The sequence below is a fragment of the Clostridiaceae bacterium genome (genome assembly GCA_012840395.1).
Classification (GTDB): domain Bacteria; phylum Bacillota; class Clostridia; order Acetivibrionales; family DULL01; genus DULL01.
On the sequence record DULL01000093.1, the window covers coordinates 1 to 24,059 of the forward strand.

Here is a 24,059-nt window from a genome sequence, read left to right on the forward strand (position 1 = left end):
ACATGCCCAATATTCACTGTATAATGAAGATAAGGGCAGAAACCATGAAAATCGGCGCTGCCCTTAAGTAACTATAACAAAATCTTATTTCAGATTTTTGAGTTTACACAAAACTTGAAACGGTCTCGAGCAAAATAGCAAAGTAGCTTAATAAAAGCCGGATATCCGGCTTTTATTAATACTAAGTTTTTAAAAGAAAACAGGCAATATAACTCGCTATAAATTTAACTCTATTTGTTTATATAATCCTCAGGATTTACAGGTTTATCATCCTTCCATACTTCGAAATGTAAGTGAGGTTGCTCTGCAGATTCAAAGGCAGCTGTATTGCCAACGCATCCAATAATATCACCTTGTGCTACCTTTTCATTCTGAACAACCATTTCATCGCTGGCCAGGTTTGCGTACACAGTTCTGAGACCATTATCATGTTCAATAACCACAGTTATCCCCCATCTGGGATCGTTTTTCACATCTACAACAACACCATTTGCAACCGCCCTGACTGGCGTTCCTCTGTCAGCAGCCAGATCAATTCCGCTATGGGCACGCCACTGATCTAATGTTTTTGAGTATATAAGCCTATCCTGGGCAAATACGCCAATAATTTCCCCTAATACCGGTGATATGAATCCCTGGCTTGCCTGGTTTGAAACTTCAACCGATGCAGACTCATTATTTGCTGAAGTTTCTTTACTTGCCTGTGCCTTAGAAGCATCACTACTCACTTCTGTAGATTTAGTTCCATCAGATTTGGGTGTTGCACCTTCAGCAACTTTTTCAACCTGAGCAACTGTTTCTTTGGCTTCCTGACCTGCTTCTTTATTTGCTGCATTTGCTTCCTCCGTGTCTCCGTCTTCAGAAGCAGTATTTTCTGTACTCTCTGCTGCATTCTCCTTACCATCTACTACTTTACTGGCCTCATCCTCTTCAGAAGTAGTTGCAGGTACATCAATAGATCCCTCTTGTAAATAATTCTCTTCATCCTCCATTGCAAATTCATCATAAATATCATCAGGTATAATATTCTCCGTGTTGAAATCCTTGTTGGATGAAGGTATATTATATTTTGTCACAAATAATGCTGTTGCTCCTATTACCAAAATACAAAGCACTAAAACAATATAAAAACCTCTTTCCTCAAGGAATTCCATAAACTTCTTTTTTGTTAGTTTCTTTTCCGGGAAAAATTTCTTCATAGTAGATTATCCACCTCCATATAATATTGTTTCCGCCTTTGGCAACAATATACATAGGAGGCTAGAAAATATTGAAAAATTGTGGAAATATTATTAATTTTTTCTGTATATTTCTAATATATAAGAAATTAATAACAAATTATGTAATAAGTTAAACCATTTTCAGCTGTAATTTTTTTATTCAACTGTTAAGCAAATGTTAATTATTTATAAACTGATTAATTATTTATTTTTTTCAATTCCACACCTGTGTAATAATACTTTATTATTTCCTCAAAGTTTCCACCATTTTTTGAAAGATAATTTGCTCCCCACTGGCTCATTCCCACTCCATGACCGTTACCTAAAGTTGTGATTTTTATATTTCCTTCATTCCCCTGTTCTATTTTAAAATTGGCAGATTTCAATGAAAACAATTGCCTGAATTCAGTTCCTTTAATTTCAACATTCCCTAGTTTAATTTTATCTACTCTTCCACCAGTGGTATAGCCAAGCACATTAATAGAGTCCAACAAATTTTCACTGTCCAATTCTATATCTGGATATTTGCTTTTAAGAGTATTGCAAAAATCCTCTGAACTAATCTGTATAGTGGTTTTATAAGAAGGACTTGATTCTTCTCCTCTGCTTATTACACTTTTTAAATAAGGAACTTCCTTTCCCTCCCATACTTCGTTGGCATTTTCAGTTCTTCCTCCGCTATTTGAGTGATATACGGGATTAATTATCTTATCTTCATAGGTAATAATTATATTCTCTGTTTCAGACACTGCTTTTTCAATTTTTCTCCAATTGAAAGGTCCCCGGGCTATTCCCCAACCCTTCATTGCTTCTTCTTTGCTTATCCATGCCTGGCAATGGCTGAAATCAGTACAAATATCCGCTCCCTTATGAGTATCTTCCTTAGGGACATATATTTTTTGCATTCTGCCTAATGCATATGTTCTTGCCGCAACTGCCTGAGCTTTTAAGGCCTCAATACCAAAATCTGCAGGCATTTCTGCCGCAACTACTCCCTTAACATATTCCTCCAGATCCATCTCCTGTATTTTATCTTGCTTATATAAATAAACCAGAATCTTTATTTTATCATCCTTTTCTTTTTCAGGAGGATGTTGATCTTCTTCAATACTGCAGCTCCTAACAATAAATAAAGGCAAGATTATAATTATTAAAATCATAAACAGAGTATAATATACTAACTTTTTCATTGACTCCCCAAATACTTTTTTTATATAAATAATATTCAGGGAAATTCTGCTTATGATTAAGACATATACCTTAATATGTTCTTTAATCTATTTTTAATCTATTTTAATCTAGTCTTTCTATATTGGCTCCCAGACTTTTCAATTTTTCATCAATTTTCACATATCCTCTGTCTATATGCTCAACATCGGAAATTTCTGTTATACCATCTGCAGCCAGGCCTGCAAGAACCAGCGCTGCTCCCGCTCTTAAATCCGTAGCTTTTACTTTGGCTCCCATTAATTTGTTTCCCCCTTCTATTATTGCACTTCTGCCATCTATTTTAATATTTGCTCCCATTCGATTAAGTTCACCAACATACATAAATCTGTTCTCAAACACTGTTTCAACCACCATGCTGGTCCCCTGGGCCTTGCTCATTAATGCGGTAGTCTGCGCTTGCATATCTGTAGGAAATCCCGGGTAAGGATGGGTTTTTATATCTATTGCCTTTAATCTATCTCCAGCTTTAACTCTGATACTGGTAAGTTCTTCGGAAATCTCAACTCCAGCTTCTCTCAGTTTTGCGGTAATAGGCTTTAAATGGTCGGGGACTACATTTTCAATTAAAACATCTCCTCCTGTAATTGCACAGGCTTCCATCAGCGTCCCTGCTTCAATTCTGTCTGGTATAACAACATGGTGTACCTTCTTGTCCAAATTTTTAACTCCGTTAATCCTTATTGTATCTGTCCCCGCACCTTTTATATCTGCGCCCATTGATATAAGATATGTGGCAAGATCAACTATCTCAGGCTCTGAAGCCGCATTCTCTATAATTGTTTGTCCATCAGCAAGTACTGCAGCCATCATTATATTCTCTGTAGCTCCTACACTTGGAAAATCAAGGTAAATATATTCTCCTTTTAAACCGTTTTTTGCCGTTGCTTCCACATATCCATGTCCTTGTACAATTTCTGCTCCAAGAGCTGCAAATCCCTTTAAATGCAGATCAACAGGTCTTGTACCTATGGCGCATCCCCCGGGGAGCGGCACCTTTGCTTTTCCTGTTTTAGCCAGAAGGGGGCCCATAATAAGGAAAGAAGCCCTCATTTTACTGACAAGTTCGTAGGGAGCTGTGGTATTTGTTATTTCTCCAGCCCTGATTATGAGAATATTTTCTTTCTTTTTAAGGTTTACATTCATACCCAACGATCTTAACAGAGCACACATTATTTTAACATCCATCAGATAGGGTATATCACCAATCGTACATTGTTCGCTTGACAATATTGATGCTGCCATAATAGGCAATACAGAATTTTTAGCTCCACTTACTCGAACTTTACCCCTAAGAGGTGGTCCTTCTCTTATTACTAATCTGGACATAGATTTTCCTGCCTTCCTTAGCGTTATTTCAGTACTCTATCTCAATTACAGGCGATGCCAGCCATATGTATGTTCTGTTCTCATAGGAATTGTATCTTACTGCCAGATTAATATTAACTTTTTTTCCAGCCGCTTCAATGGAATAACCTATATTCGGAGAATAAGCCGATATGCTTATCATATTTGAAGTTTCCATTTCTTCCACTTTTCTTGCATTAGCTCTTGACAATATGCTATCGCAAATTTCTGCTAATTCGCTATTGCTGAGTTTTCCTTCAAATGACCCTGTTATACAAATATTTACTTTATACTCAATTTCATATTTTTTTAAAACTGCCTGCACTGTTTTAGTTATTTCTTCAATATTTAAATGTTCTCCATTGTTGACAATACTGATGGATATATGTCTTTCAACAGGATTATCCTGAGTTTTTTCCAAATTTATACTTACTGTAGTCCGGCAATCATTGATATAGCCCTCTATATCCAAAATATGAATAAGATTGCTGGACAAGTTTTTATTATAAGAAAAATTTTTATTGGCCATTCCAATTTCATTTGATAACTTTTCTGCTAAATATTCTAATTCCTCAACACTATTGTACTGGTCGCTGATTATCTTACCTCTAAAATATATTTCCCAGTTAACAAGTTGTGCACCAGATTCGGTAAAAGTTTTGACAAGGGTGTTCTCTACTGAATATATTCTGATTTGATTGACAAATGTATAAGATAAAACTGATACTGTTAATATAATTAATATAATTAAAAAAAATTTTTTCAATATATATCCCCCTTTTATCTTTGGTTCAATAAAATTATTACCTCTTTAATATAAGGATATACATGTAATATTAGGCGGTATTAGGTTTCAGATATGAGAAGATAAGGCAAATTTACCTTTTTGACGAAGTGACAGAGAGACGTTGTTATTTCTATATTTTGCCGTTGAAAGAAAATGATGGTGGGTGGAACATCCCACCATCTTAATTTTACTTAAAAATTTCTAGTAAAGAATTGATTTCGCTAAAGGTTATTGGGCTGTTATTCTGTAAATATTCCTGATATTCAATTAGATCCAAGTCTTCTCCTTTCGTTTTTAACCTGTACACTCTAGAAACCATATCAATTGCTTTTTTCTTTGTGCAGAGTTCCTGGGAAGAATAAACGTCATTATAATTTATAATTCCTGCCCTTGAAGCTTCAACTAAATATCTGTCGGTATATTTATACCCTATTATGTCCAACAATAATTTCACTGCTTCGTCAATGGTAATATAAGAATCATTACTATCTTCAGAATTAACAGTATAGCCTGACTTACTGCCGATTTCTACTGCAACTGCAGTGCTGCCTACCTTAAGGGTTTCAAAACTTAATACTCCTTTGCCTACAGAATAATCATATTCTGCTGTTACAGCTTCTTTTACCGGTTTTAATTCGGAACTCCCATATACATATCCCCAGGTAGCACCTTCTTTAAACCAATAAGGATCATTATATTTATATATGATTCTTAACGGTTTATTTAATTCCTGAACAGGAATTGGATTTCCTCCATTGTAAAGGTTTATTCCAAATTCATTTACTCCGGCAATAAAAGCCACATCTTTTTCAGCATATACCGTATCTTTCAGACCGACAATTATCTCATAAACATTATCTGTCCGTATTTTTTCAAGTTTTAAAACTCCCGGACGAAATTCATATTTTCTATTTTCAGCTTTAATTATTATGCTTTCTTTCAGAGATTCCAATGCATAAAAGACCTTTTCAGATATTTTAAGGTTGACAGTACTGGTACCTTGAGGAGGTTCAGCAAGATCTATTACATAATCAAGCACATTGTCCGTCATCATATATTCTATCAGCCTGTCAGAGTTTATTCCTGTCACTTCAACATACCATATTCCATTTTTAGCAACAGCAGCTTTTTTAATAAAATCTTCAGAAATGACTCTTTCTACATCCTCATTGGAATCATAATCGTCCAGGCTTTTTAAAGTTCTGAATGTTACAACATTGCTTGGATTGGATTCAAGCTTGCTTTCCGGATCATAGGCATACAATCTTGCATAGTACCTGTGATTTGAAATAAGCCCTCCCACTGTGAATTCTGAAACCTTGCCTGCTGAATACCTGACACTATCTCTAAAGAAACTATCCCGGCTAATTTCAAGTATATATTCAAGGTTTTGAACCATAATCCACTCAAAGGTAATACTGTTTTTAGTTATGGCATCATTTGAATTCTTTATTCCAAATCCTTTTGGCGGATCAGGTGGAGTATAGGGCAGTGTTCTTGCAATATATGAATCACTCCAATAGGATTTTTCTGAATTTCCATCCTCATCAAAGGATTCCGCCTGAATCCAAAAGTAATAAACCGTATTCGGCTTTAAATTCTCAATCCTGAAATAACTTAAGTTATCCCGTAATAATTGCCGGCTTTCCACAGTTGCGCTGCCCGTTGCAGAGTTAATATCTTCGGTAATACCATACTTGATGTAGTACTTATAATTTGAATTAAGCCTGAAATCCCATACAAGATCTACATATGTCATGCCGGCCCGGCTGTAGCTGATAACCGGAACTGTCGGTTTCTCCAGCACAGTTTGGTATTCATAGCCGGTTGTTAACAATATAGGGTCAGAAGGTCCGGATATAAGACCTGCCTCCAATCTTACAGCTCTCACCCATACAATATAAGTGGTATTTGGCTTTAGACCTGTTAATTTTATATCCACATTATGTTTTTTTCCGTCAATGTTAAGTAAAGGATTTTCATCAGGATCATTTGCAATTACAGAATGCCCGATTATAGCATTAGCAGGTGTTCTTTCCAAATCTTCAAGGGACATTCCTTCATCATATTCAATAATACCCACATTAATAGTAACACCCTGGTCATATTCCACTATCCTGTAATTAATCCCTTTATCTGAATCTCTGTATTCTTCCTGGCTAATGTATTCCCACCTGCCGGAAACATATTTCTCATACCATTTATTTTTTATCTGTATAACTGCAGTGTTTGCAGTAATCATATATTTTCCGTCAGGAGACATCTTAACTGAAAGTGGAGGTCTTCCCGGTACAACAGGCTGGTCCACAGGTCCCTCAGCAGGTGTAACTATTACTTTTACTGAAGGGCTGGATGTCATAGTAAGTATTTCAAGCTTTCCGTCAACATAATCCACAAAAGTTCTCTCAGCTTCCATTATCAAATAATATACCTGATTAGGAATCAAACCGGATACTTTATATTTGTAGCCTACAGTTTCCTTTCCATCAATTACATAACTGTCAGAAGCAACCTTTAATCCCGATTCAATTTTTGAATTAGCAGGAGGATTTTCAATTAATTTTGGATCATCAGTCAGCCAGATATTATAGGTAATATTATCATCAATTGTTCCATCTGCTTTTTTGGGAGTTCTCCACAAAATTACAGCACTTCGCGGTTTTAATTCGTTATTATAATTAACTATTACATTACCTTCTTTATCCACAAACTCTTCGACAAATTCTGGAGCTGCAGGATTATATGGTGTTTCAGAATCTCTAATTATTATTATATCTGATTCTATATTGATACCTGGATAATAATTTTCACCGTTTTTTGTTACCAGTGCACGAATAATAAAATATACACCACTCTCTTCTGAGGACAAGGTAACGAAGAAATTAGTATCATTAACCGTTCCTATATGTCTTGGTATATCTCCTGAATCAATATCTCCCCTATAAATATAATATGTAATGTTTATATCACTTGAGTTCAAACCTGTTACTACAGGCCTCCATTCCAATTTCCAGATAGTACCTTCATCAGTAGAATGCATTTTTGTTGTCTTTGCCAATATATAGCTGCTGACTGCAACTACTTTGCTTTCATCGGATCTTTTTAACTGAGCATCCTGGATATCAGGCACTATCTTCACATAGTAAACCCTTCCGGGATCCCTGATTGAGTAAATGTATTCAAGCTTTCCTTCCGTCTCATTTACTTTTACAGGTCCGTTTTCTCCTATTTGTTCACTAGTAATATATACCGGCTGGGTTCCTGAAAAATCTTTGTGCTCAGAAACATATAGTTTATACCCTATTCGTTTATTAAAATCCCAAACATCATCCCATATTATTTTAATCTGGTTAATACCATAAGGATGAGCTTCAATTTCAATATCCGTCATAAATTTTACCTGATTTGACATGGCAGACTCAGGACTGACACCGGTTGTATTTCCAGCATCATATGTATAGTAAGCTCTGGCATAACCAGTATATATTGTTCCTGAATTCAAGTTTCTTAATCTTGCCCAGGTTCGCGTAGATTCGATACCTGATTCTTTAAGCACATCAGGCCTGGGAAGCTGGTATTGCTTTGAGGCTTCTTTAAGATACAAATTAACATAGCCGTTATCTGCTATTGAAGGAGTCTTAAGTGAATCCCACTGAATATCAACATAGTAGCCATCATATTCATTGTATCCAATCGGAGGCTGCCTGTTTGATTCATCATTATATATTGGTTCGATTCTTACTTTCTCCGGAGGTGGCTGGACGGGAATAACTGCAGCGTAAACAGAACTTAGCGCTGCAAATTGCATGAATTGCAACACCAATAATAAGATTAATGACACAATCTTTTCATTTATAGTCTTTCTATTTAACCTTCCAAGAATTATCCTTCTAAAAATACTTATCATATGAATCACCTTAAATAAGCTAATTGTGCACCGCCAATGAAGAAAATAAAATCTGCATCTATATTTTCCTTTAGCATTGTATAATTTCTTAAAGTATATATTTTACTCCAATAATTCCTGAAGCCTGTCCAGAGCTTTATCAAGTTCCAGATTATCCACTGTGGTATTCGGTTCAAACATATTTCCTTTCTTTAACTTTAAGATATCATATTCAATGGCCATTAACACAGATTTGTAATACTTTTTCCCAATATTTTCTTCATCTGAAATATAAATGTTTTTACCAGGCCTTAACCTGTTTAAATCAGTTCCAGTTCTCCTGCAGAAAAAATCTATTAAGATTGCCGCCAGTTTCTCTCTTGTTACCTTCCCGTATATATTGCCAAAGCTTATATCTTCCCCAAGTCCTATATTCTCCCATTTCCTTTCCAGGGATACTTTTTCAGATACATTGTTTCCCATATCCTTTTTTTGAGCTGCAATAAAACTGCCTGTACCTGCGGTTTCAAATACAATGTATCCAGAAGTTTTTGAGAGCAGGGGAAGCTCATTCCAGCTATCTCTTTTATTTACGGTATGTAATTTGTAAGGAGCCACATTTTCTGCTCTTTCTGTATGATAAAGTTTAACTGAAATATTTTTCTCAAAATTCGAAATCTCCTGGTACTGAGTATAGGGATACCGGTTATAGGGTTTCAATAAATCCAGAGTAGCTGCAACGTATGCGCCTATTTCAGCTTCTATGATATCCACAAAAGAATTAATAATACCATCAACGAATTTTTCAGCTTCCGTTCCTAATCCACTTACGTACTGAAGGAGAAAATTCAACATTAGATTTACGATACCGGTGTTTTCATTATAAAGCCTGTCATTTACTAGTTCCTTTATTTCTTTTTGAGTTTTTGAAATACCTATCGCATGTACAGTTAAAGTATTAATTTTTGATAATGGACTGGTATTATACGGCAGCCCGCGTACTTGCCCGTTTATCCTTGTAATTATAACTTTCACCAAAATATCTTTTACACCAACAGAATTCAAAAGCTTTTTTATACCATTCTGGGCGTTTATATCAATAAAACCAGGTTTTAAGAAATATTCAGAACCTGAAACTTTAATATTAATCCCCTTATTACTTCGGTTCATTTCTTCCAGTACTCCCAGAGGGATGTAAATTACATCTATACCGGAATCAGAACTATCAACTGTATTGCTGTATGTATTTTCATATAAAGCGTCGATATCAAATGTAAGGTCTGAAGTATTCTGTATTGTGCTAACTACTCTATCTTCTTTTAACAATAATGATTTTTCGATGTTATTAGTTTCGGCAAATTTCCAATAGTATTTTTTCTCTATTTCTTTAACCCTCTTTAGTAATAAGTCCTTATATTCATCCTCTTTTAAATCATCTTCATAATCATCCTGACTATATTCTGTTCTGGTACTTGCAGGACCTGCATACCTTGATTTGGCAACTATTTCCAGGTTGGAAGGATCTGCTTTTACAGCCCTAACCTTAACATAGTATTTTGTATTGGATTTTAACGGCAGTGCCCTCACTTCGCCATTAGGAAGTGTAACTGGCGCAGTTTTTATTCTTGCATAATAATTATAATAACCTGAGGATGTACTTTTGCCTGTTCCTTCAATATAATAGGGTTTTCTAGCACCATTTGCATTGGTAAATTCCATAAGATCAGAATTTTGTAATATCACATACTCATCCTGATTTTCACTTTTAATAGCCAACTCATATTCATATCCCATATGGCCTGTCCAACGTACATCTATCTGGTGATATCCATCTCTCGTGGTAAGTCCTGACTTTTCATAGACAGTTGCGCCGCCTTGACTTTTAACTACTTTTACACTATAGGAAGTATTAGGTTTAAGCCCCCCAACCCTTCCGTAATAATATTCTCCATCCTTTACAAAAGAATACTGGGTTTTGTCTACAAGTTTATAGCTATAGTCCGTTGAACTTCTTATATATACTGTAAAATCTCCCAGTCCTGAGTCTGAATTGTCATGTTTCCAGAAAAATCCTAATTGATAGTCATTAATTATCTCAATGGATACAGGAGAGTCTATTAATGTTGTAGTTACAGGGATTGACACCCAATAACTTTCACTTCCATCAGAGACCTTTATGGCTTTCAGGCTAAAATAATATATTCTGTTGGGATATAGCCCTTCATTTATTGTCAACCTGTATTCATTATCTGAATCTATATATTCAAAATATCCCTCAGCAATATCTTCCTGAGGATTAAGATTAAAATATCTGTATAGAGGATCGCTTTGCAATTCCTCCTCATCATCTTCAGGCAGAACTCTTTCAGATGTACATATCAATCTGTAAATAACATCGTTCTCCAGCTTTGACCAACAAAAAGTAACACTTGTTCCAGATACAAGCAGATCTCCGTTATTATTATACGCCACTGCAAAGTCTGTTGGTGCAAGAGGCCTTCTGCCCTGTTCATCTGGTTCTTTAACAGGTCCTTTTATTGTAGTAACCGTCAAAAGAACGCTCGGAACTGATTCCAATTCATAGGATTCAGTGTTTAACCATAATCTTGTTTTTACTATGAAATAATAGGTAGTATTTGGCCTGAGTCCGTCACCAAATGCTGTATATGCCCTGCTATCGCTGCTAAAGTTTCTGACTTTGGCAGATAAAACCCTGTCCTGTAACAGACTTTTCCACTCTACATCTCCGTTATCCAAAAAATCATCAGTTGAACCAATAAGAATGAATGAGTCAATCTCTGGTCTTGTACTCATATATAAATCATAATAAACCTTATTTCCACTTAAATATGAAGTATAATTACTCCAGATAATATCAGGCGTTTCAAATTGAATCTCGGTATAATTGGAAATATCTATTAGTTCACCGGTAACCGGATCCAGTTCAACATCCGCAGTGTTAGAAATAACTTTCAGATTTTTTACAAGCGGAACTTCGCCTTTTTTACCAGTCACAGTTGTAAAACTACATGTTAAAGACTTTTCAGACATATAGATCTTGTCTGTAGTACCCCTGTTAACTCCTTTGGTAGTATATACCTGAAAATAATAAACTTTATTCGGAAGGAGAAAACTGGGATATCCTTCGGTATTGGCTATCTGTTCTTCCTGGAATTCCGGATTTCCATCAGAGTCATAATTACCTGTGAAACTGCTTCCCTTAAAAAGCTCAAAGCCTTTGATCGTATATTCCAGTCTGTTTCCCTTTTCAACAAGCTCTTTTGAGCTTACATACTTTACGAGTCTGTATTTTACGGGAAAATATCCATAGTTTACACCTTCTGCTTCCAGAGGAGGATAAGGTTGGACGTTAGACTCAGTTTGTGCTGTATTCAGCAGAATATGATATACTATATCTTCCTCAGGATCATTATTGTTTTTAATATCTTCCCAATTAAGAGGCTTGCTCCAGGAAATTGTTACATCAGAAGATTTAAGTATTTTCCCATCTTGAGTTTTAACAGCAGGTTCTACTTTTTCTACAAGTATATTTGCTGGTGCGGGTGGTTTACCTGTATCTTCGTATAGGGTATAAGGCATAGGTAATGATTCAAGTCTGTCATCAGAGCTGTCAGTCTTTACAACTATTTTGTAAAACAATTCATTGTAAGGATTTATATCTGATATAACAGTCAGCGCAAAATCACCGCTAAAATATGTATCATCCAGAGTCTTTTTTACTATCCAGTCGCCCTGGGTAACAGGACTGTCACTTACCTGAACCTGGTAATACAGTCTTGGAAGGTCAAGGCTTCCATGGTTTACTTTAAAAATCTTTATGTAAGCGTTGTAGGTATCGTCCCTGGTTATTTGGAATCTGATCGGGGTATATGTATATGCAAATTCCCCAGACAGGCCGCTTCCATTAAGGTCTTCCGGAGAACCAAGAACAATTCCTCCTACCTGGGTTCCCTGGTCATCTTTAATAATTGGCTTTATGTTCATGTAATATACCGTACCCGGAAGTATATCATTGTCAGGCAATTCATACTGACCAGTCTCAGTAATAGTATCTTCCGGTGAAGACTTTCCTAAAAGGACAAAAGTAAGGTAATCCTGATTGTTTTGGGCAATTCTTTTTACTTCGGCAGCATCATTTTCTTTTCCGGGCAGAACGGCATTGTAGCCCGTTTCACTATAATTGACTAATACGGAGGACTGTGCAGAGCCTGCGTTTAACTTAGTGAAATCTGTTGAAATGTTTATTCTGTAATTTAATGTGGATAGCTGGGTATTAGTCCCATAGACATTGTTTATCCTACTCTGCATATATGCAAGAGCTTCCGGAGCATGAGCCTCTGTAAAGCTTCCGGTTAAACCGTTATATACCATGGGAATGGCCCATTTAAGCCTGAGGCGCGGTTTATCGCCGATTTCCCTGCCTCCTCCTTGTAATGGAGTATAAGCTTGCTCAACCTGTTCAGAATAAAAATCTATATCCGGAATAAAGTACAAGATACCCTGACCTATTGGTGTTCCGTTTCCTGACGGATTATCAAATACTTTAACAGCAATATCATATATATAATTGTTCCGTAAATTGGTAATGGTTGCTGAATTAGTGCTTTGAACCAGGGTAAAACTGTTTAACACTGCCTGATTATTTTCATCTGGTTCGTGATATTCAATAGTTACAGAACGGGCTCCGGGAATCGAATTCCAACGGATTTTCAGTTCACCCTGATTATAACTATCAACAGTTATGTTAACAGGGTTAGGTGCTCCCCATACAGGAACAAGCGTCCCTGAATAGGCCACTGTTAGGAAAAAAATCAAAGTTAGTATAGCTATTACTCTTTTTATTTGCCTCATACCACAACCCCCAGTATATACAATATATCGTCAAAGAGCTGGGGGAAGTTTAGGAATAACCCGCGGGATTTTTATCGTGCAAAAACGTGGTTACCTATTTGCGTAACAATTGGCCTTGACCATATCCACCGGCTTGTTGCTGTAGCTGGGTTCCAGTAATATATACATCCGTTGGTAGGATCCCATCCGTTTAAAGCATCTTTTGCAGCATTAATAGAAGTGGTGTCCGGAGCAAGGTTAATCTGACCGTCGGTTACTACATCAAAAGCTCCTGGCTGATAAATAACCCCGGCTATTGTGTTCGGGAATCTGCTGTCTCTTGTCCTGTTTAGTACCACCGCTCCAATTGCGACCTGCCCGATATAAGGCTCACCTCTGCCTTCTCCATGTATTAATCTTGCCAATAGATCCACGTCCTTGTTGTTTGAAGCAGCAGTAGAAGCATACTGGCTTGTTCCCCCGGTAGGAAGCCCTATTGCGGCAAGAGTCTCAGGTCCTGCTATTCCGTCTACAGTCAACCCGTTTTTCTGCTGAAATAATCTAACAGCCTGGTATGTTTGATATCCATATATTCCATCAATCTCTCCGTGATAATATCCCCAGTTTTTTAACCTCGTCTGTATATTTATAACTTCTTGTCCACTTGAACCTATACTGGAAAGAGTACTTTTGCTACGGCTCAACAGAAAAGTAAGCGGATCCCTGTATACAAGCACTCCACATATTACTACTGTCAGAAATATTGCTATTATACTTAGTCGTAATTTTTCCTGTCTCAAAATATCTCTCCTTTAAAATAAGTATTTTAATTTTATTGTTTGTAATTTATTGAGAAATATTCCATATCCCCTGCTGCTGTTCATATTGTATTATTTCATATAAATGTTAATATATTATTTAGATTTATATGTTTATTTTGGCAGACTTTTTATTCATATTCCTTAAACTTTTAGCTACTTTGGGGGGCAGGCTGATGTTGAGGTTAAAAAAGACATTGTTTTTTTCGTCTTCTTACATACTTTTTATTATTTTAACTTTCCTTTTTATTATGCAGGCTGTTTTGTTTTCGGGTTGCGAAAGGGCATATTTGTCAGATAGCAAGGCCACATTTGCATCAAGATCAGGTTCTTTACAGGAAGAAGATTTATCTGCCAGCCAGACAGAAGAGTTAAGGGAAAGTAGACCCCTTCTTGGCAGGCATGTAAGAATAAACGTGCCAAACAGACCTCTTGCAGACATACTCAAAGAAAATAATATTGATCCGGGAAGTGAATTCAATTTATATATCGATCTACAGACAAGAAGCCTTCTGTTCAGGCATGAAGATAATGTGTTAAAGCGCTACAGGATCGGGGCAGGCCGTAACACATCTCAAGGAGACAAGGAGAGGGAAGGGGATTTGCGTACACCACGGGGTGAGTTTTACATATGTTCAAAAGTAGTTTATGAAAAGTCTAAAACTGTTAAGGAAGGAAATTTAGGAACCCGGTGGATGCAACTTAGTTATCCCAATATAGAGGCTGCGGACAGAGGCCTTGAAAATAACTTAATCAGTAAAGAAGTATATGATAGGATAAAAGAAGCTATAGAAAAAAAAGAAACTCCCCCTCAAAACACTCCCTTAGGAAGCGCTATCGGAATACACGGAGGTGCAAAACATAGCTTTCCCCGGGACTGGACTGCTGGTTGTATAGGTATGTACGATAAGGATATAGAAGAAATATTTGATTACTTAAAAATTGGAGACCGTGTTCAAATAAGATGGGGTGAGGAATAATATTTATAAGATATGCACCAGTTGGAGTTCTTGTTCTCCTATCGTTAATAAGTGATATTAAAACCGGCAAAATAAGAAATGGTATTACTCTATCTTTTATTGTTCTGGGATTTGCTGTAAATTTGTATCTGAAAGGTTTACCAGGGTTATATGACTCCCTTTCAGGGCTTATTCTCCCTGCTCTGTTGCTAATGCCTCTTTACGGCTTAAAAATGCTTGGTGCAGGGGATATTAAGCTTTTCTGCTCAATTGGCTCAATTGTGGGAGTTAGTTTAGTAGTATACATTATGATTTTTTCTTTCTTGTCAGGAGGGATCATTGCTGTAATTGTTATGATTGCCAGAAAAAACTTTAAGAAACGGATGATATACATATTAAATTATTTTAAAAGCTGTGTTTTAACAGGCAGCATCCTATCATATCCGGATTTCTCAGAAGGACATAATGATTTTAGATTCAAATTCAGCTATGCTGTCTCTTTGGGCACCATACTGTGCTTTATACTTATAAGGTCATTAAACCTGAAGTGCTAAGTTTGGGCATATGAGATATTTGTATAATAAAGTATGAGTAAGTTTATGTACTGGTTATCTTAAAGGCATAAAAAACCCATAGAAAAAGAAAATTTTGAAAAAGTTAAAAATCTATGTATAAAAAGGGTCAAATAGGGTCAATAATAATATTGACCTCACAAAATACATTTTGACCCCCTTTACATGGTTAGCCGAAAGGCTAACCCCTTTTTTTGTTTTTTCAAGGGCAGAGGAACCGTCCCAGGAGCAGGGGGACGGTTCTTCTGCTCCCCAGGAGCAAGGGGACGGTTCTTCTGCTCCCAATTTCACCGCCATGGTTTACTAAACTGTCTCCTATACCAGGTTTTCCGGATTAAGGCATAATAATTCTTCAGGTATAAAAAGGCCGTCTTTTCTAATAAGGATGTCGTCAAACCATATTTCTCCCCCACCATATTCAGGCCTTTGAATATATACAAGATCCCAGTGTATAGCAGACTTGTTACCGTTATTGCAGTCATCGTAAGAACTTCCGGGAGTAAAATGTATACTTCCCTTTATTTTCTCATCAAAAAGCGTATCCTTCATTGGCTTGTCAATATAAGGATTTACTCCGAAAGAAAACTCCCCGATATATCTTGCACCTTCATCAGTATCAAATATTTTGTTAATCCTCTCGGAATCATTGGCAGCTGCCTTTACAATTTTTCCATTCTTAAACTCAAGTCTGATATTTTCAAAAGTAAAGCCCTGATAAACAGCAGGAACATTATATGTTATATAACCATTTACAGAGTCTCTGACAGGAGCAGTAAAGACTTCCCCATCAGGTATATTCATAGCGCCATCACATTTAATACCCTTCATCCCCTTAATTGAAAAGGTTAAATCGGTATCCTTTCCTGTAATCCTGACCTTATCAGCCTTTTCAATAAATTTTATCAAATTATCCATAGCCTTTGACATTTTTGAATAGTCAAGATTGCATACTTTAAAATAATAGTCTTCAAAATCATCTGTTGCCATTCCGGCCAACTGAGCCATGGAATGATTGGGATACCTAAGTATACACCATTTGGTCTTCGTAACTCTTAGGTCGCCATGCAGTGGTTTTGAATAATGCTCCATATATATTTTCATCTTTTCGGGAGGCACGGCCCCCATTTCATTGATATTATCCCCTGCCCTTATACCTATATATGCCTGCATTTCTTTCATACGCTTGATTTCAAAAGATGCCATGGCTTTAATTTGCTCTTCAGTTGACTCAGTAAGTAGTACTCTGTTTATTTCACTGTTCTTAATTGAAACAAAGGGTACTCCTCCCACTTTATAAGCTTCTTTTATCAACTCCTTGGTAAGGGCTGTTTCATTGCCTGTAACCTCAATGAGAATTTTTTCTCCTGGTTTAAGCTTTACAGAATAATTGATTAGATTCCTTGCTAAAGTTTCATAACGTGGATCCTTCATCTTTTACCTCCTGTTGTTTTAATAATCTATACTTTTCAAATATTATAGCAGTATTAACTCATTTCATATTAACCTATTAATTCCTCAAGTTCAAACAATATACCCTCAAACATCCTCATTGCATCTTCTATCGGCTTAGGAGTCGATAAATCTACTCCGGCTTTTTTAAGTATTTCCAGAGGATAGTCTGAGTTACCGCTTTTCAGGAAATCAATATATCTTCTTACCGCTGGTTCTCCCTCTTCAAGAATCTGCATTGAAATTGATGATGCTGCAGACAGTCCTGTGGCATATTTATAAACATAAAAGCTATTGTAGAAATGTGGTATCCTGGACCATTCCATACTTATTTCTGAATCTATAAAAACTTCTGCTCCATAGTACTTTTCATTCAACCCTTTATATATATTGCTAAATTCCTCAGCCGTAAGAGCCTCTTCATCCTTTGCTTTCTGATGGATTATTTTTTCAAATTCTGCGAACATAACCTGCCTGAATAATGTAGTACGAAATTCTTCCAGATACATATTCATCAGATATGCCTTTTCTTGTTTATCAGTAGCCTTTCTTAGCATATATTTCATTAAAAGGCTTTCGTTTACAGTTGAAGCAACTTCAGCTACAAATATCTTATATCCGGAATTAATATAAGGCTGGCTTATATTTGTGTAATGGGTATGTAAAGCATGTCCCATTTCATGGGCTATTGTAAATACATCATTTAGTGTTCCCTGATAATTAAGCAGTACATAAGGATGTGTTCCGTATGCCCCCCATGAATAAGCCCCACTTGTCTTACCTATATTTTCATAAACATCTATCCAGCCTGATTTAAATGCATTATCAAGAAGTTCTATATATTCCTTGCCTAAAGGACTAACACCTTCTTTTACAATTTCCAGTGCCTCCTCATAGGGTATTGTTTTATCAGGTTGGTCTACAATGGGTACATATAAGTCATACATGTGTAGTTCATCCAGCTTTAATGCTTTTTTCCTGAGCCTTAAATACCTGTGAAGAAGTCTCATATTATCATTTACTGTTTTAATCAGGTTATCATAAACATCGAGAGGTATATTGTCAGAGTCAAGCGATGCCTGGATAGCAGAATCATATTTCCTTACTGTTGCAAAAAACCTGCTTTTTTTAACACTGCCTGAAAGAGTAGCCGCCAGGGTATTCTTTTTGTCAATGTAAGAGCTGTAAAGGGCATGAAATGCTTCCGTCCTTACTCTCCTGTCCTTGCTTCTCAAAAACTTGATAAAATTTCCGTTTGTTAATTCAACGTCTTCGTTATTTTCATCTTTAATTATTGGAAATTTCATATCTGCATTGTTCAGCATTGTGAATATATCCTTGGGTGCTTGAGCAATTTCTGAAGCCAATGCCAGTATTTCCTCTTCTTTTTCTGACAGCACGTGTTTCTTCTGTCTTATAATTTCTTTCAGATAAAATTCATATACTTTAAGGTCCGGCACATTTAAGATAAAGTCCTTAAGTATCTCCTCAGGTATTCTTATTATTTCAGGTACAAAAAAAGAAAGCGCGGCATTAACCTTTGTATATAAACCCATAACCCTGTCAGCAATAGATTGAGAGTTTGGATTTGTATTATCCTCATCTCTTTTCATTCTGCCATATACATAGAGCTTTTCACTAATACATGATATTTCATCAGACAGTTTAAGAGCTTCCAGCAAAACATTACCGTTTTCACTTAATCTTCCCCTGTATTCATCAATTTTAGGCAATAATGATTTTACTTTTTCAAAATCTTTTTCCCATAAATCCATGCTCTGGTACATGTCTTCCAGCTTCCATTTATATTTGTCATCAATTTCTTCCCGTCTGGGTTTTATTTTTGCTTTTGCTATATTCACAAATAATACCTCCTGCTACATGCTTTTTACTTTGAATTTAAAATATTTAATATTTATTATTTAAATTTTTAAAATTCTTTTTAATGAATATTATACCATTATTAGCAATTTTCATCGATTTTTTAACAGGAAAAAGCACTTGATAATAAACAATTTTTCTAGTATACTATTACACGTCAAAAGCAATAAGTTTTATTTTATAAATTTTATAAAGATATGTTTCCGTAGCTCAGTAGGATAGAGTGACCGCCTCCTAAGCGGTAGGTCGTGGGTTCGAATCCCGCCGGGAACACCAATAATGATGCTGTAATAATAAGTTCTCTTATCATTACAGCATCTTACTTTTTTTATTGCTTTGCATCCTGGCTATATCAGGCATTTTATAAGTCTTAACATTAAGTCTTAACATAAGGTAAAATTCACAACTCCCACTTTTAATTTTTACCTTCACCGCATTTTTTGAATATGATATAATTTGGCATATAATTTGATACAAAGTAATGAGAAGAAGATCTTTACTGCAGGAGATATATATGGAAGTCACATTAGAGATGCTTATAACAACGTGCCTGCTGATTTTTCTGGCAGGCTTTATTGATTCAATTGGCGGGGGTGGAGGGTTAATATCTCTTCCGGCATATTTATTTGCCGGATTGCCAATGCATAATGCAATAGCCTCAAATAAATTTTCATCAACATTTGGAACAGCAGTATCCACTTTCAGATTTATAAAAAGCAAAAATACACATATTAAATCCGCTGTTTTTTCTGTAATAGGTGCTCTTATAGGTTCCTTTATCGGCGCAAATCTTGCTCTTGCCATAGATGAAATTTACCTAAAATACCTTCTTGTAATTCTACTGCCGTTTATAGCGTTTATTGTTCTTACAAAAAAGAATTTTGGAGAAAAAGATAATACCTCTGGTATTTCTAACATTAAAATTATTGTCTTGTCAACTCTTTCCGGCCTTCTGATAGGGGCATATGACGGATTTTTCGGTCCTGGAACCGGAATGTTTCTCATACTGGTAAACACCGGAGTCATCGGTTTTGATATTAAAACCTCCTCGGGAAATGCAAAAATAGTGAACCTGGCTTCCAATATTTCAGCATTGGCTACCTTTTGGGCAAGTGGTAAGGTATTGTTCCCTCTGGCAATTCCTGCAGCTTTGTTCGGCATTCTTGGAAACTGGCTTGGGTCAGGATTGGCAATTAAAAAAGGTGCCAAAGTTATTAAACCTATTACCGTATTGATAATGATGATACTTCTTGTCCGGGTTATTTCCGATTTAGTCAGTGCTTCTGCTGCATAAGTCTTTTTCTGTTTATTATTTTTTTATTCTGTTTTTTGCTTTTTTTTATTCTACTTTGTCCATTTTATTTTATTGGTTTGTACTTTTATGTATAATATAATTTGCCATTACAATTATTAATTATGATTTAATGTTATTTATAATCTTAATTCAACATTATATTTTATTTAATTTTAGATTACATTTTAGTAGGAGATGTATAATGCAAGAAGTGAGAATAAACAAAGTACCTTTAACAGAATTAGAAGCACGTTTGAATAGTTTCAGGAAAATAATGGATGAGACTTCCCCTGATTGGGAACTGGCTGTCATTATCAGCAAAATCAATCTATATTATTTTACAGGTACAATGCAGGATGGCATGCTGCTTATCCCTCGTGACAGCGAAGCAGTTTTCTGGGTGCGCAGAAGCTATGAAAGAGCTCTATATGAATCTCCTTACCCTGTAATAAAGCCCATGAACAGTTACCGGGATGTGGATCCCATAAGATTATCCAGCGGTACCGTATATATGGAAACTGAAAAGGTAACCCTTTCATTATATGAAAGGTTGCAGAAGTATTTTCCTTTTTATAAAGTGAAGTCTCTCGATAAGCAAATTGCTTATATAAGATCTGTTAAAAGCTCCTATGAATTAGAGTTAATGAAAAAATCAGGAAAAATCCATGAGAAGGTATTGGAGAAATGCGTACCGGAAATTCTTGAAGAAGGCATCAGTGAAGCCGAACTGGCCACCAGGCTGTATTCTATTTTAATCAATGAAGGCCATCATGGTATTGCCCGTTTCGGGATGTTCGATACCGAAGCCATAATCGGAAATATATGCTTTGGCGAAAACTCCATGTACCCTACATATTTCAACGGCCCTGGAGGTATTCTGGGATTAAATCCTGCAGTACCATTTATGGGAAGCCGTGAACGAAAACTCAAAAAAGGTGATCTGGTATTTATAGATATCGGATGCGGATATGAAGGATACCATACGGATAAGACCATGATATACATGTTCAGGGAACCTCTACCTGATATTGCAATCGAAACTCATAACAGATGTGTTTCTATCCAGAATGAAATAGCGTCCATGCTGAAACCAGGCAATATTCCGTCAGAAATATATCAGCATATTATGGATAGCCTTGAACCGGAATTCTTAAATAATTTTATGGGCTATGGAAAATCCAGTGTCAGGTTTCTTGGACACGGAATTGGCTTGCTTATAGATGAAACTCCTGTAATTGCTTTAGGCTTCAATGAACCCTTGCAAGAGAATATGACCTTTGCCCTTGAACCTAAAAAAGCCATCGAAGGCATTGGAATGGTTGGAATTGAAAATACTTTTATTGTTACTCCTCAGGGAGGGCAGAATATTACAGGTAACAGCCCTGGCTTGGTCCTGGTGGATTAAACTGATGGATTAAATGAAATAAATAACATAACTATAGGAAACTATTAACTTAACAATCAAATTAACAACAGCCGGACTTTCCACAGGCTGATTAATAAAGTGGAATATATCGGGGAAATTTGGATTTAGGCAGGTTGAGAATAGCATAATAAAAGAAATATCATGTACCATTGCTGAGAGGAACGGTTGGAACATGGGACCTCAAGGAAAAAGATCAATAAAAGATGAATTCTATTTTATGAATGAAGCATACAAAGAAGCAATAAAGGCATATAAAAAAGGCGAAGTTCCAATTGGAGCGGTTATCGTAAAAGATGGAATTATCATTTCAAGAGCTCATAATGAAAGGGAAATAAAGCATGACGCAACTCTCCATGCGGAAATGACCTGTATTAGAAAAGCTTGTAAAAAGCTAAATTCATGGCGGCTTAATGATTGTGATATATATACGACTTTAGAACCCTGTCCCATGTGCGCCGGAGCGCTCATCCAGGCCAGAATCAACAGATTATATATTGGTGCAAAAGATCCTAAAGGAGGAGCGGTAGGCTCAGTAATTGATGTTCTTGGTGAAAATCTATTTAATCATAAAGTAGAGATTGTTTATGGCATTATGGAAGAGCAATGTTCTGCTATTTTAAAAGATTTTTTTAAGAATCTACGAACAAAAAACTAAACTGTACTCATTATAAGAAAAGTATCTCTTTCGCTAACAACAGTTATATGGAGGAAATTAAATGGAAAGGTATATAGCTATTGATAATGTTTGTGCATGGCCTAATTTAACATTATTAAAAGATGGAAGTATTGCGGCATTGTGTTTTAACAGGCCTTCACATGGACGGTTTGAGGGTGAGGTCCAATGCTGGGTAAGTACCGATGGAGGCTATTTGTGGGAAAAAAGGGGAGTTCCTGTTCCGCATGAATCTGGGACTAATCGCATGAATGTGGCAGCAGGTCTTACAAAAGATGGAGCATTGATCGCAATATGTTCTGGATGGGGACCAGTACCACCCTTTGGCTATGAGCAACCTCATGAATTTAATCGAAAAGTTTTAGATTCTGTTATCAGCTGTTCCTTTGATGGAGGAAAAACGTGGATTCAAGGTGGTAGCATAGATAAACCTGAAGGTGTAATGGGATTTATGCCCTATGGTGATATTGTACAAATTTCCGAAGGTGTTCTAGGTGTATGTTTTCACACATGGGGAGATTGGACAGATAAAGGAGTTAAGGGATTCCCAAATTTCACCAGTTATTTTGTAAAGAGCTATGATGATGGCAAAACATGGGTAGATCCAGTTGTAATAGGTAGGGATGATAGAGGGATGGCTATAAATAATAATGAGACAGCAGTAATTTGCCTCGATAAAAACCATCTGTTAGCAGCAGCACGTACATTGGATGATCAACACCTTGAGTTGTATGAGTCAAAGGATTCTGGCATGTCATGGATTAGAAAAGGACCAGTTACTTTGCCTTTCCAACATCCGGGGCATTTCCTTAAATTAAAGGATGGGAGCATTTTATTGACCTATGGGATACGAAATAAAGGCTTTTATGGTATTGGAGGAAGAATAAGCAGGGATAACGGCGAAAACTGGAGTGAACCAATATTTCTTCTGAACTTTGAAATTGCTACAGATGGTGGATACCCATCAAGTGTACAACTGGATGATGGAACAATTGTAACAGCGTATTATAGCAATAAAGTACCTTACCATAATAGGTATCATATGGGCGTTATACATTGGAAGCTTGATGAGTTTGGTGAGATACGATATAAACAACCTTAAGAAAAACAAAAAGCCCTTAACCATTCTTATGTACAATACGTACACATAAACTGTGAATTTTACCTGTTGATTTGCTTCCCGGCTGTGTGTTAAAATGTTGCAGTAAGGTTGATTGGTTTTTATTGGCCTGTTTAGTTTTTATAGGCCAATTCACATTTTTAACGTTTGTATCGGTAGAAATTAAAACTCACCGCTGATAGCTGAAGGATTGGCAATTAAACATTGTTCTGTCCGAGTTCAATCATATCCGGGATCGATCGGTATGATCAGATAAAATAACCTGGAGGGTTGTCCGAGTGGTCGAAGGAGCTGGTCTCGAAATGTGTTGGGCAATGTGGAAGCTATGTGGCTGAGAACCTTGATTTTATGCAGTTTCTACTGACCTTGGAGTTCGAATAGATATAAATTTTTGAGCTGTTCTATCCGAGTTCTATCCGGGTCATTTAAATAATTTAACTTGGAGGGTTGTCCGAGAGGCTGAAGGAGCTGGTCTCGAAAACCAGTGTACCGCAAGGTATCTAGGGTTCAAATCCCTAACCCTCCGCCATCATGGAGCTGTTAATACTA

Annotated in this window: 15 protein-coding genes and 2 tRNA genes; 8 read left to right on the forward strand and 9 right to left on the reverse strand. The window is 36.3% G+C overall.

Annotated elements, in window-relative coordinates; translation table 11 throughout:
- Window positions 1–230: 230 nt before the first annotated feature.
- From GXX20_10425 to sleB, 7 genes are all read right to left on the reverse strand, one after another.
- A complete protein-coding gene (locus GXX20_10425) occupies window positions 231–1,199 on the reverse strand; it encodes a peptidoglycan DD-metalloendopeptidase family protein (GenBank protein HHW32069.1) in 969 nt (322 codons plus the stop codon).
- A gap of 218 nt (window positions 1,200–1,417) precedes the next feature.
- The gene (spoIID, locus tag GXX20_10430) at window positions 1,418–2,410 is read right to left on the reverse strand and encodes a stage II sporulation protein D (protein ID HHW32070.1); all 993 of its coding nucleotides are present in this window, start codon (window positions 2,408–2,410) and stop codon (window positions 1,418–1,420) included.
- Window positions 2,411–2,513: 103 nt separating this feature from the next.
- Complete coding sequence (gene murA / locus GXX20_10435) at window positions 2,514–3,776, reverse strand: UDP-N-acetylglucosamine 1-carboxyvinyltransferase (protein ID HHW32071.1); 1,263 nt, start codon at window positions 3,774–3,776, stop codon at window positions 2,514–2,516.
- A 28-nt stretch (window positions 3,777–3,804) separates the two neighbouring features.
- Window positions 3,805–4,560: a YwmB family TATA-box binding protein gene (locus GXX20_10440; protein ID HHW32072.1), complete on the reverse strand. Its 756-nt coding sequence runs from the start codon at window positions 4,558–4,560 to the stop codon at window positions 3,805–3,807.
- Between the two features lie 208 nt (window positions 4,561–4,768).
- The gene (locus GXX20_10445; GenBank protein HHW32073.1) at window positions 4,769–8,488 is read right to left on the reverse strand and encodes a fibronectin type III domain-containing protein; all 3,720 of its coding nucleotides are present in this window, start codon (window positions 8,486–8,488) and stop codon (window positions 4,769–4,771) included.
- A 102-nt stretch (window positions 8,489–8,590) separates the two neighbouring features.
- Entirely contained in the window at window positions 8,591–13,339 is a 4,749-nt protein-coding gene (locus GXX20_10450; protein ID HHW32074.1) for a fibronectin type III domain-containing protein, read from the reverse strand.
- 71 nt (window positions 13,340–13,410) lie between these two features.
- Window positions 13,411–14,118 carry a spore cortex-lytic enzyme gene (gene sleB, locus GXX20_10455; protein HHW32075.1) on the reverse strand — a complete coding sequence of 236 codons (708 nt, stop codon included), beginning with the start codon at window positions 14,116–14,118 and terminating at the stop codon, window positions 13,411–13,413.
- A 194-nt stretch (window positions 14,119–14,312) separates the two neighbouring features.
- Here sleB and GXX20_10460 point away from each other — a divergent pair, with 194 nt between their 5' ends.
- On the forward strand, window positions 14,313–15,116 hold the full coding sequence (locus tag GXX20_10460) for a L,D-transpeptidase (protein HHW32076.1): 804 nt from the start codon (window positions 14,313–14,315) through the stop codon (window positions 15,114–15,116).
- Window positions 15,113–15,649, forward strand: coding sequence for a prepilin peptidase (locus GXX20_10465; protein ID HHW32077.1), 537 nt, complete (start codon window positions 15,113–15,115; stop codon window positions 15,647–15,649). Before GXX20_10460 ends, GXX20_10465 begins: the two co-directional genes overlap by 4 nt.
- Window positions 15,650–15,982: 333 nt before the next feature.
- On the opposite strand, the gene GXX20_10470 is transcribed toward GXX20_10465, so the two are convergent.
- Window positions 15,983–17,098 carry an aminopeptidase gene (locus GXX20_10470; GenBank protein ID HHW32078.1) on the reverse strand — a complete coding sequence of 372 codons (1,116 nt, stop codon included), beginning with the start codon at window positions 17,096–17,098 and terminating at the stop codon, window positions 15,983–15,985.
- Between the two features lie 68 nt (window positions 17,099–17,166).
- Complete coding sequence (gene pepF / locus GXX20_10475) at window positions 17,167–18,978, reverse strand: oligoendopeptidase F (protein ID HHW32079.1); 1,812 nt, start codon at window positions 18,976–18,978, stop codon at window positions 17,167–17,169.
- A gap of 218 nt (window positions 18,979–19,196) precedes the next feature.
- Here pepF and GXX20_10480 point away from each other — a divergent pair.
- The 6 genes from GXX20_10480 to GXX20_10505 all read left to right on the forward strand — a co-directional run bounded on the left by GXX20_10480 (window position 19,197) and on the right by GXX20_10505 (window position 24,039).
- A tRNA-Arg gene (locus GXX20_10480) sits at window positions 19,197–19,273 on the forward strand.
- A gap of 238 nt (window positions 19,274–19,511) precedes the next feature.
- The gene (locus GXX20_10485; GenBank protein ID HHW32080.1) at window positions 19,512–20,291 is read left to right on the forward strand and encodes a TSUP family transporter; all 780 of its coding nucleotides are present in this window, start codon (window positions 19,512–19,514) and stop codon (window positions 20,289–20,291) included.
- Between the two features lie 202 nt (window positions 20,292–20,493).
- Window positions 20,494–21,696 carry an aminopeptidase P family protein gene (locus GXX20_10490; protein ID HHW32081.1) on the forward strand — a complete coding sequence of 401 codons (1,203 nt, stop codon included), beginning with the start codon at window positions 20,494–20,496 and terminating at the stop codon, window positions 21,694–21,696.
- A gap of 193 nt (window positions 21,697–21,889) precedes the next feature.
- Window positions 21,890–22,372 carry a nucleoside deaminase gene (locus GXX20_10495; protein HHW32082.1) on the forward strand — a complete coding sequence of 161 codons (483 nt, stop codon included), beginning with the start codon at window positions 21,890–21,892 and terminating at the stop codon, window positions 22,370–22,372.
- Window positions 22,373–22,433: 61 nt separating this feature from the next.
- Window positions 22,434–23,492, forward strand: a complete 1,059-nt coding sequence (locus GXX20_10500; protein HHW32083.1) for an exo-alpha-sialidase — start codon at window positions 22,434–22,436, stop codon at window positions 23,490–23,492.
- Between the two features lie 459 nt (window positions 23,493–23,951).
- Window positions 23,952–24,039, forward strand: a tRNA-Ser gene (locus tag GXX20_10505).
- Window positions 24,040–24,059: the final 20 nt, after the last annotated feature.

What these genes read in the sequence shown, in the direction of transcription:
- GXX20_10485 (HHW32080.1), top strand. Translation starts at nt 19,512, where the DNA reads ATGGAAGTCACATTAGAGATGCTTATAACAACGTGCCTGCTGATTTTT.
- GXX20_10445 (HHW32073.1), bottom strand. Translation starts at nt 8,488, where the DNA reads ATGATAAGTATTTTTAGAAGGATAATTCTTGGAAGGTTAAATAGAAAG.
- GXX20_10425 (HHW32069.1), bottom strand. Translation starts at nt 1,199, where the DNA reads ATGAAGAAATTTTTCCCGGAAAAGAAACTAACAAAAAAGAAGTTTATG.
- spoIID (HHW32070.1), bottom strand. Translation starts at nt 2,410, where the DNA reads ATGAAAAAGTTAGTATATTATACTCTGTTTATGATTTTAATAATTATA.
- murA (HHW32071.1), bottom strand. Translation starts at nt 3,776, where the DNA reads ATGTCCAGATTAGTAATAAGAGAAGGACCACCTCTTAGGGGTAAAGTT.
- GXX20_10490 (HHW32081.1), top strand. Translation starts at nt 20,494, where the DNA reads ATGCAAGAAGTGAGAATAAACAAAGTACCTTTAACAGAATTAGAAGCA.
- GXX20_10495 (HHW32082.1), top strand. Translation starts at nt 21,890, where the DNA reads ATGGGACCTCAAGGAAAAAGATCAATAAAAGATGAATTCTATTTTATG.
- GXX20_10500 (HHW32083.1), top strand. Translation starts at nt 22,434, where the DNA reads ATGGAAAGGTATATAGCTATTGATAATGTTTGTGCATGGCCTAATTTA.
- GXX20_10460 (HHW32076.1), top strand. Translation starts at nt 14,313, where the DNA reads ATGTTGAGGTTAAAAAAGACATTGTTTTTTTCGTCTTCTTACATACTT.
- GXX20_10450 (HHW32074.1), bottom strand. Translation starts at nt 13,339, where the DNA reads ATGAGGCAAATAAAAAGAGTAATAGCTATACTAACTTTGATTTTTTTC.
- GXX20_10470 (HHW32078.1), bottom strand. Translation starts at nt 17,098, where the DNA reads ATGAAGGATCCACGTTATGAAACTTTAGCAAGGAATCTAATCAATTAT.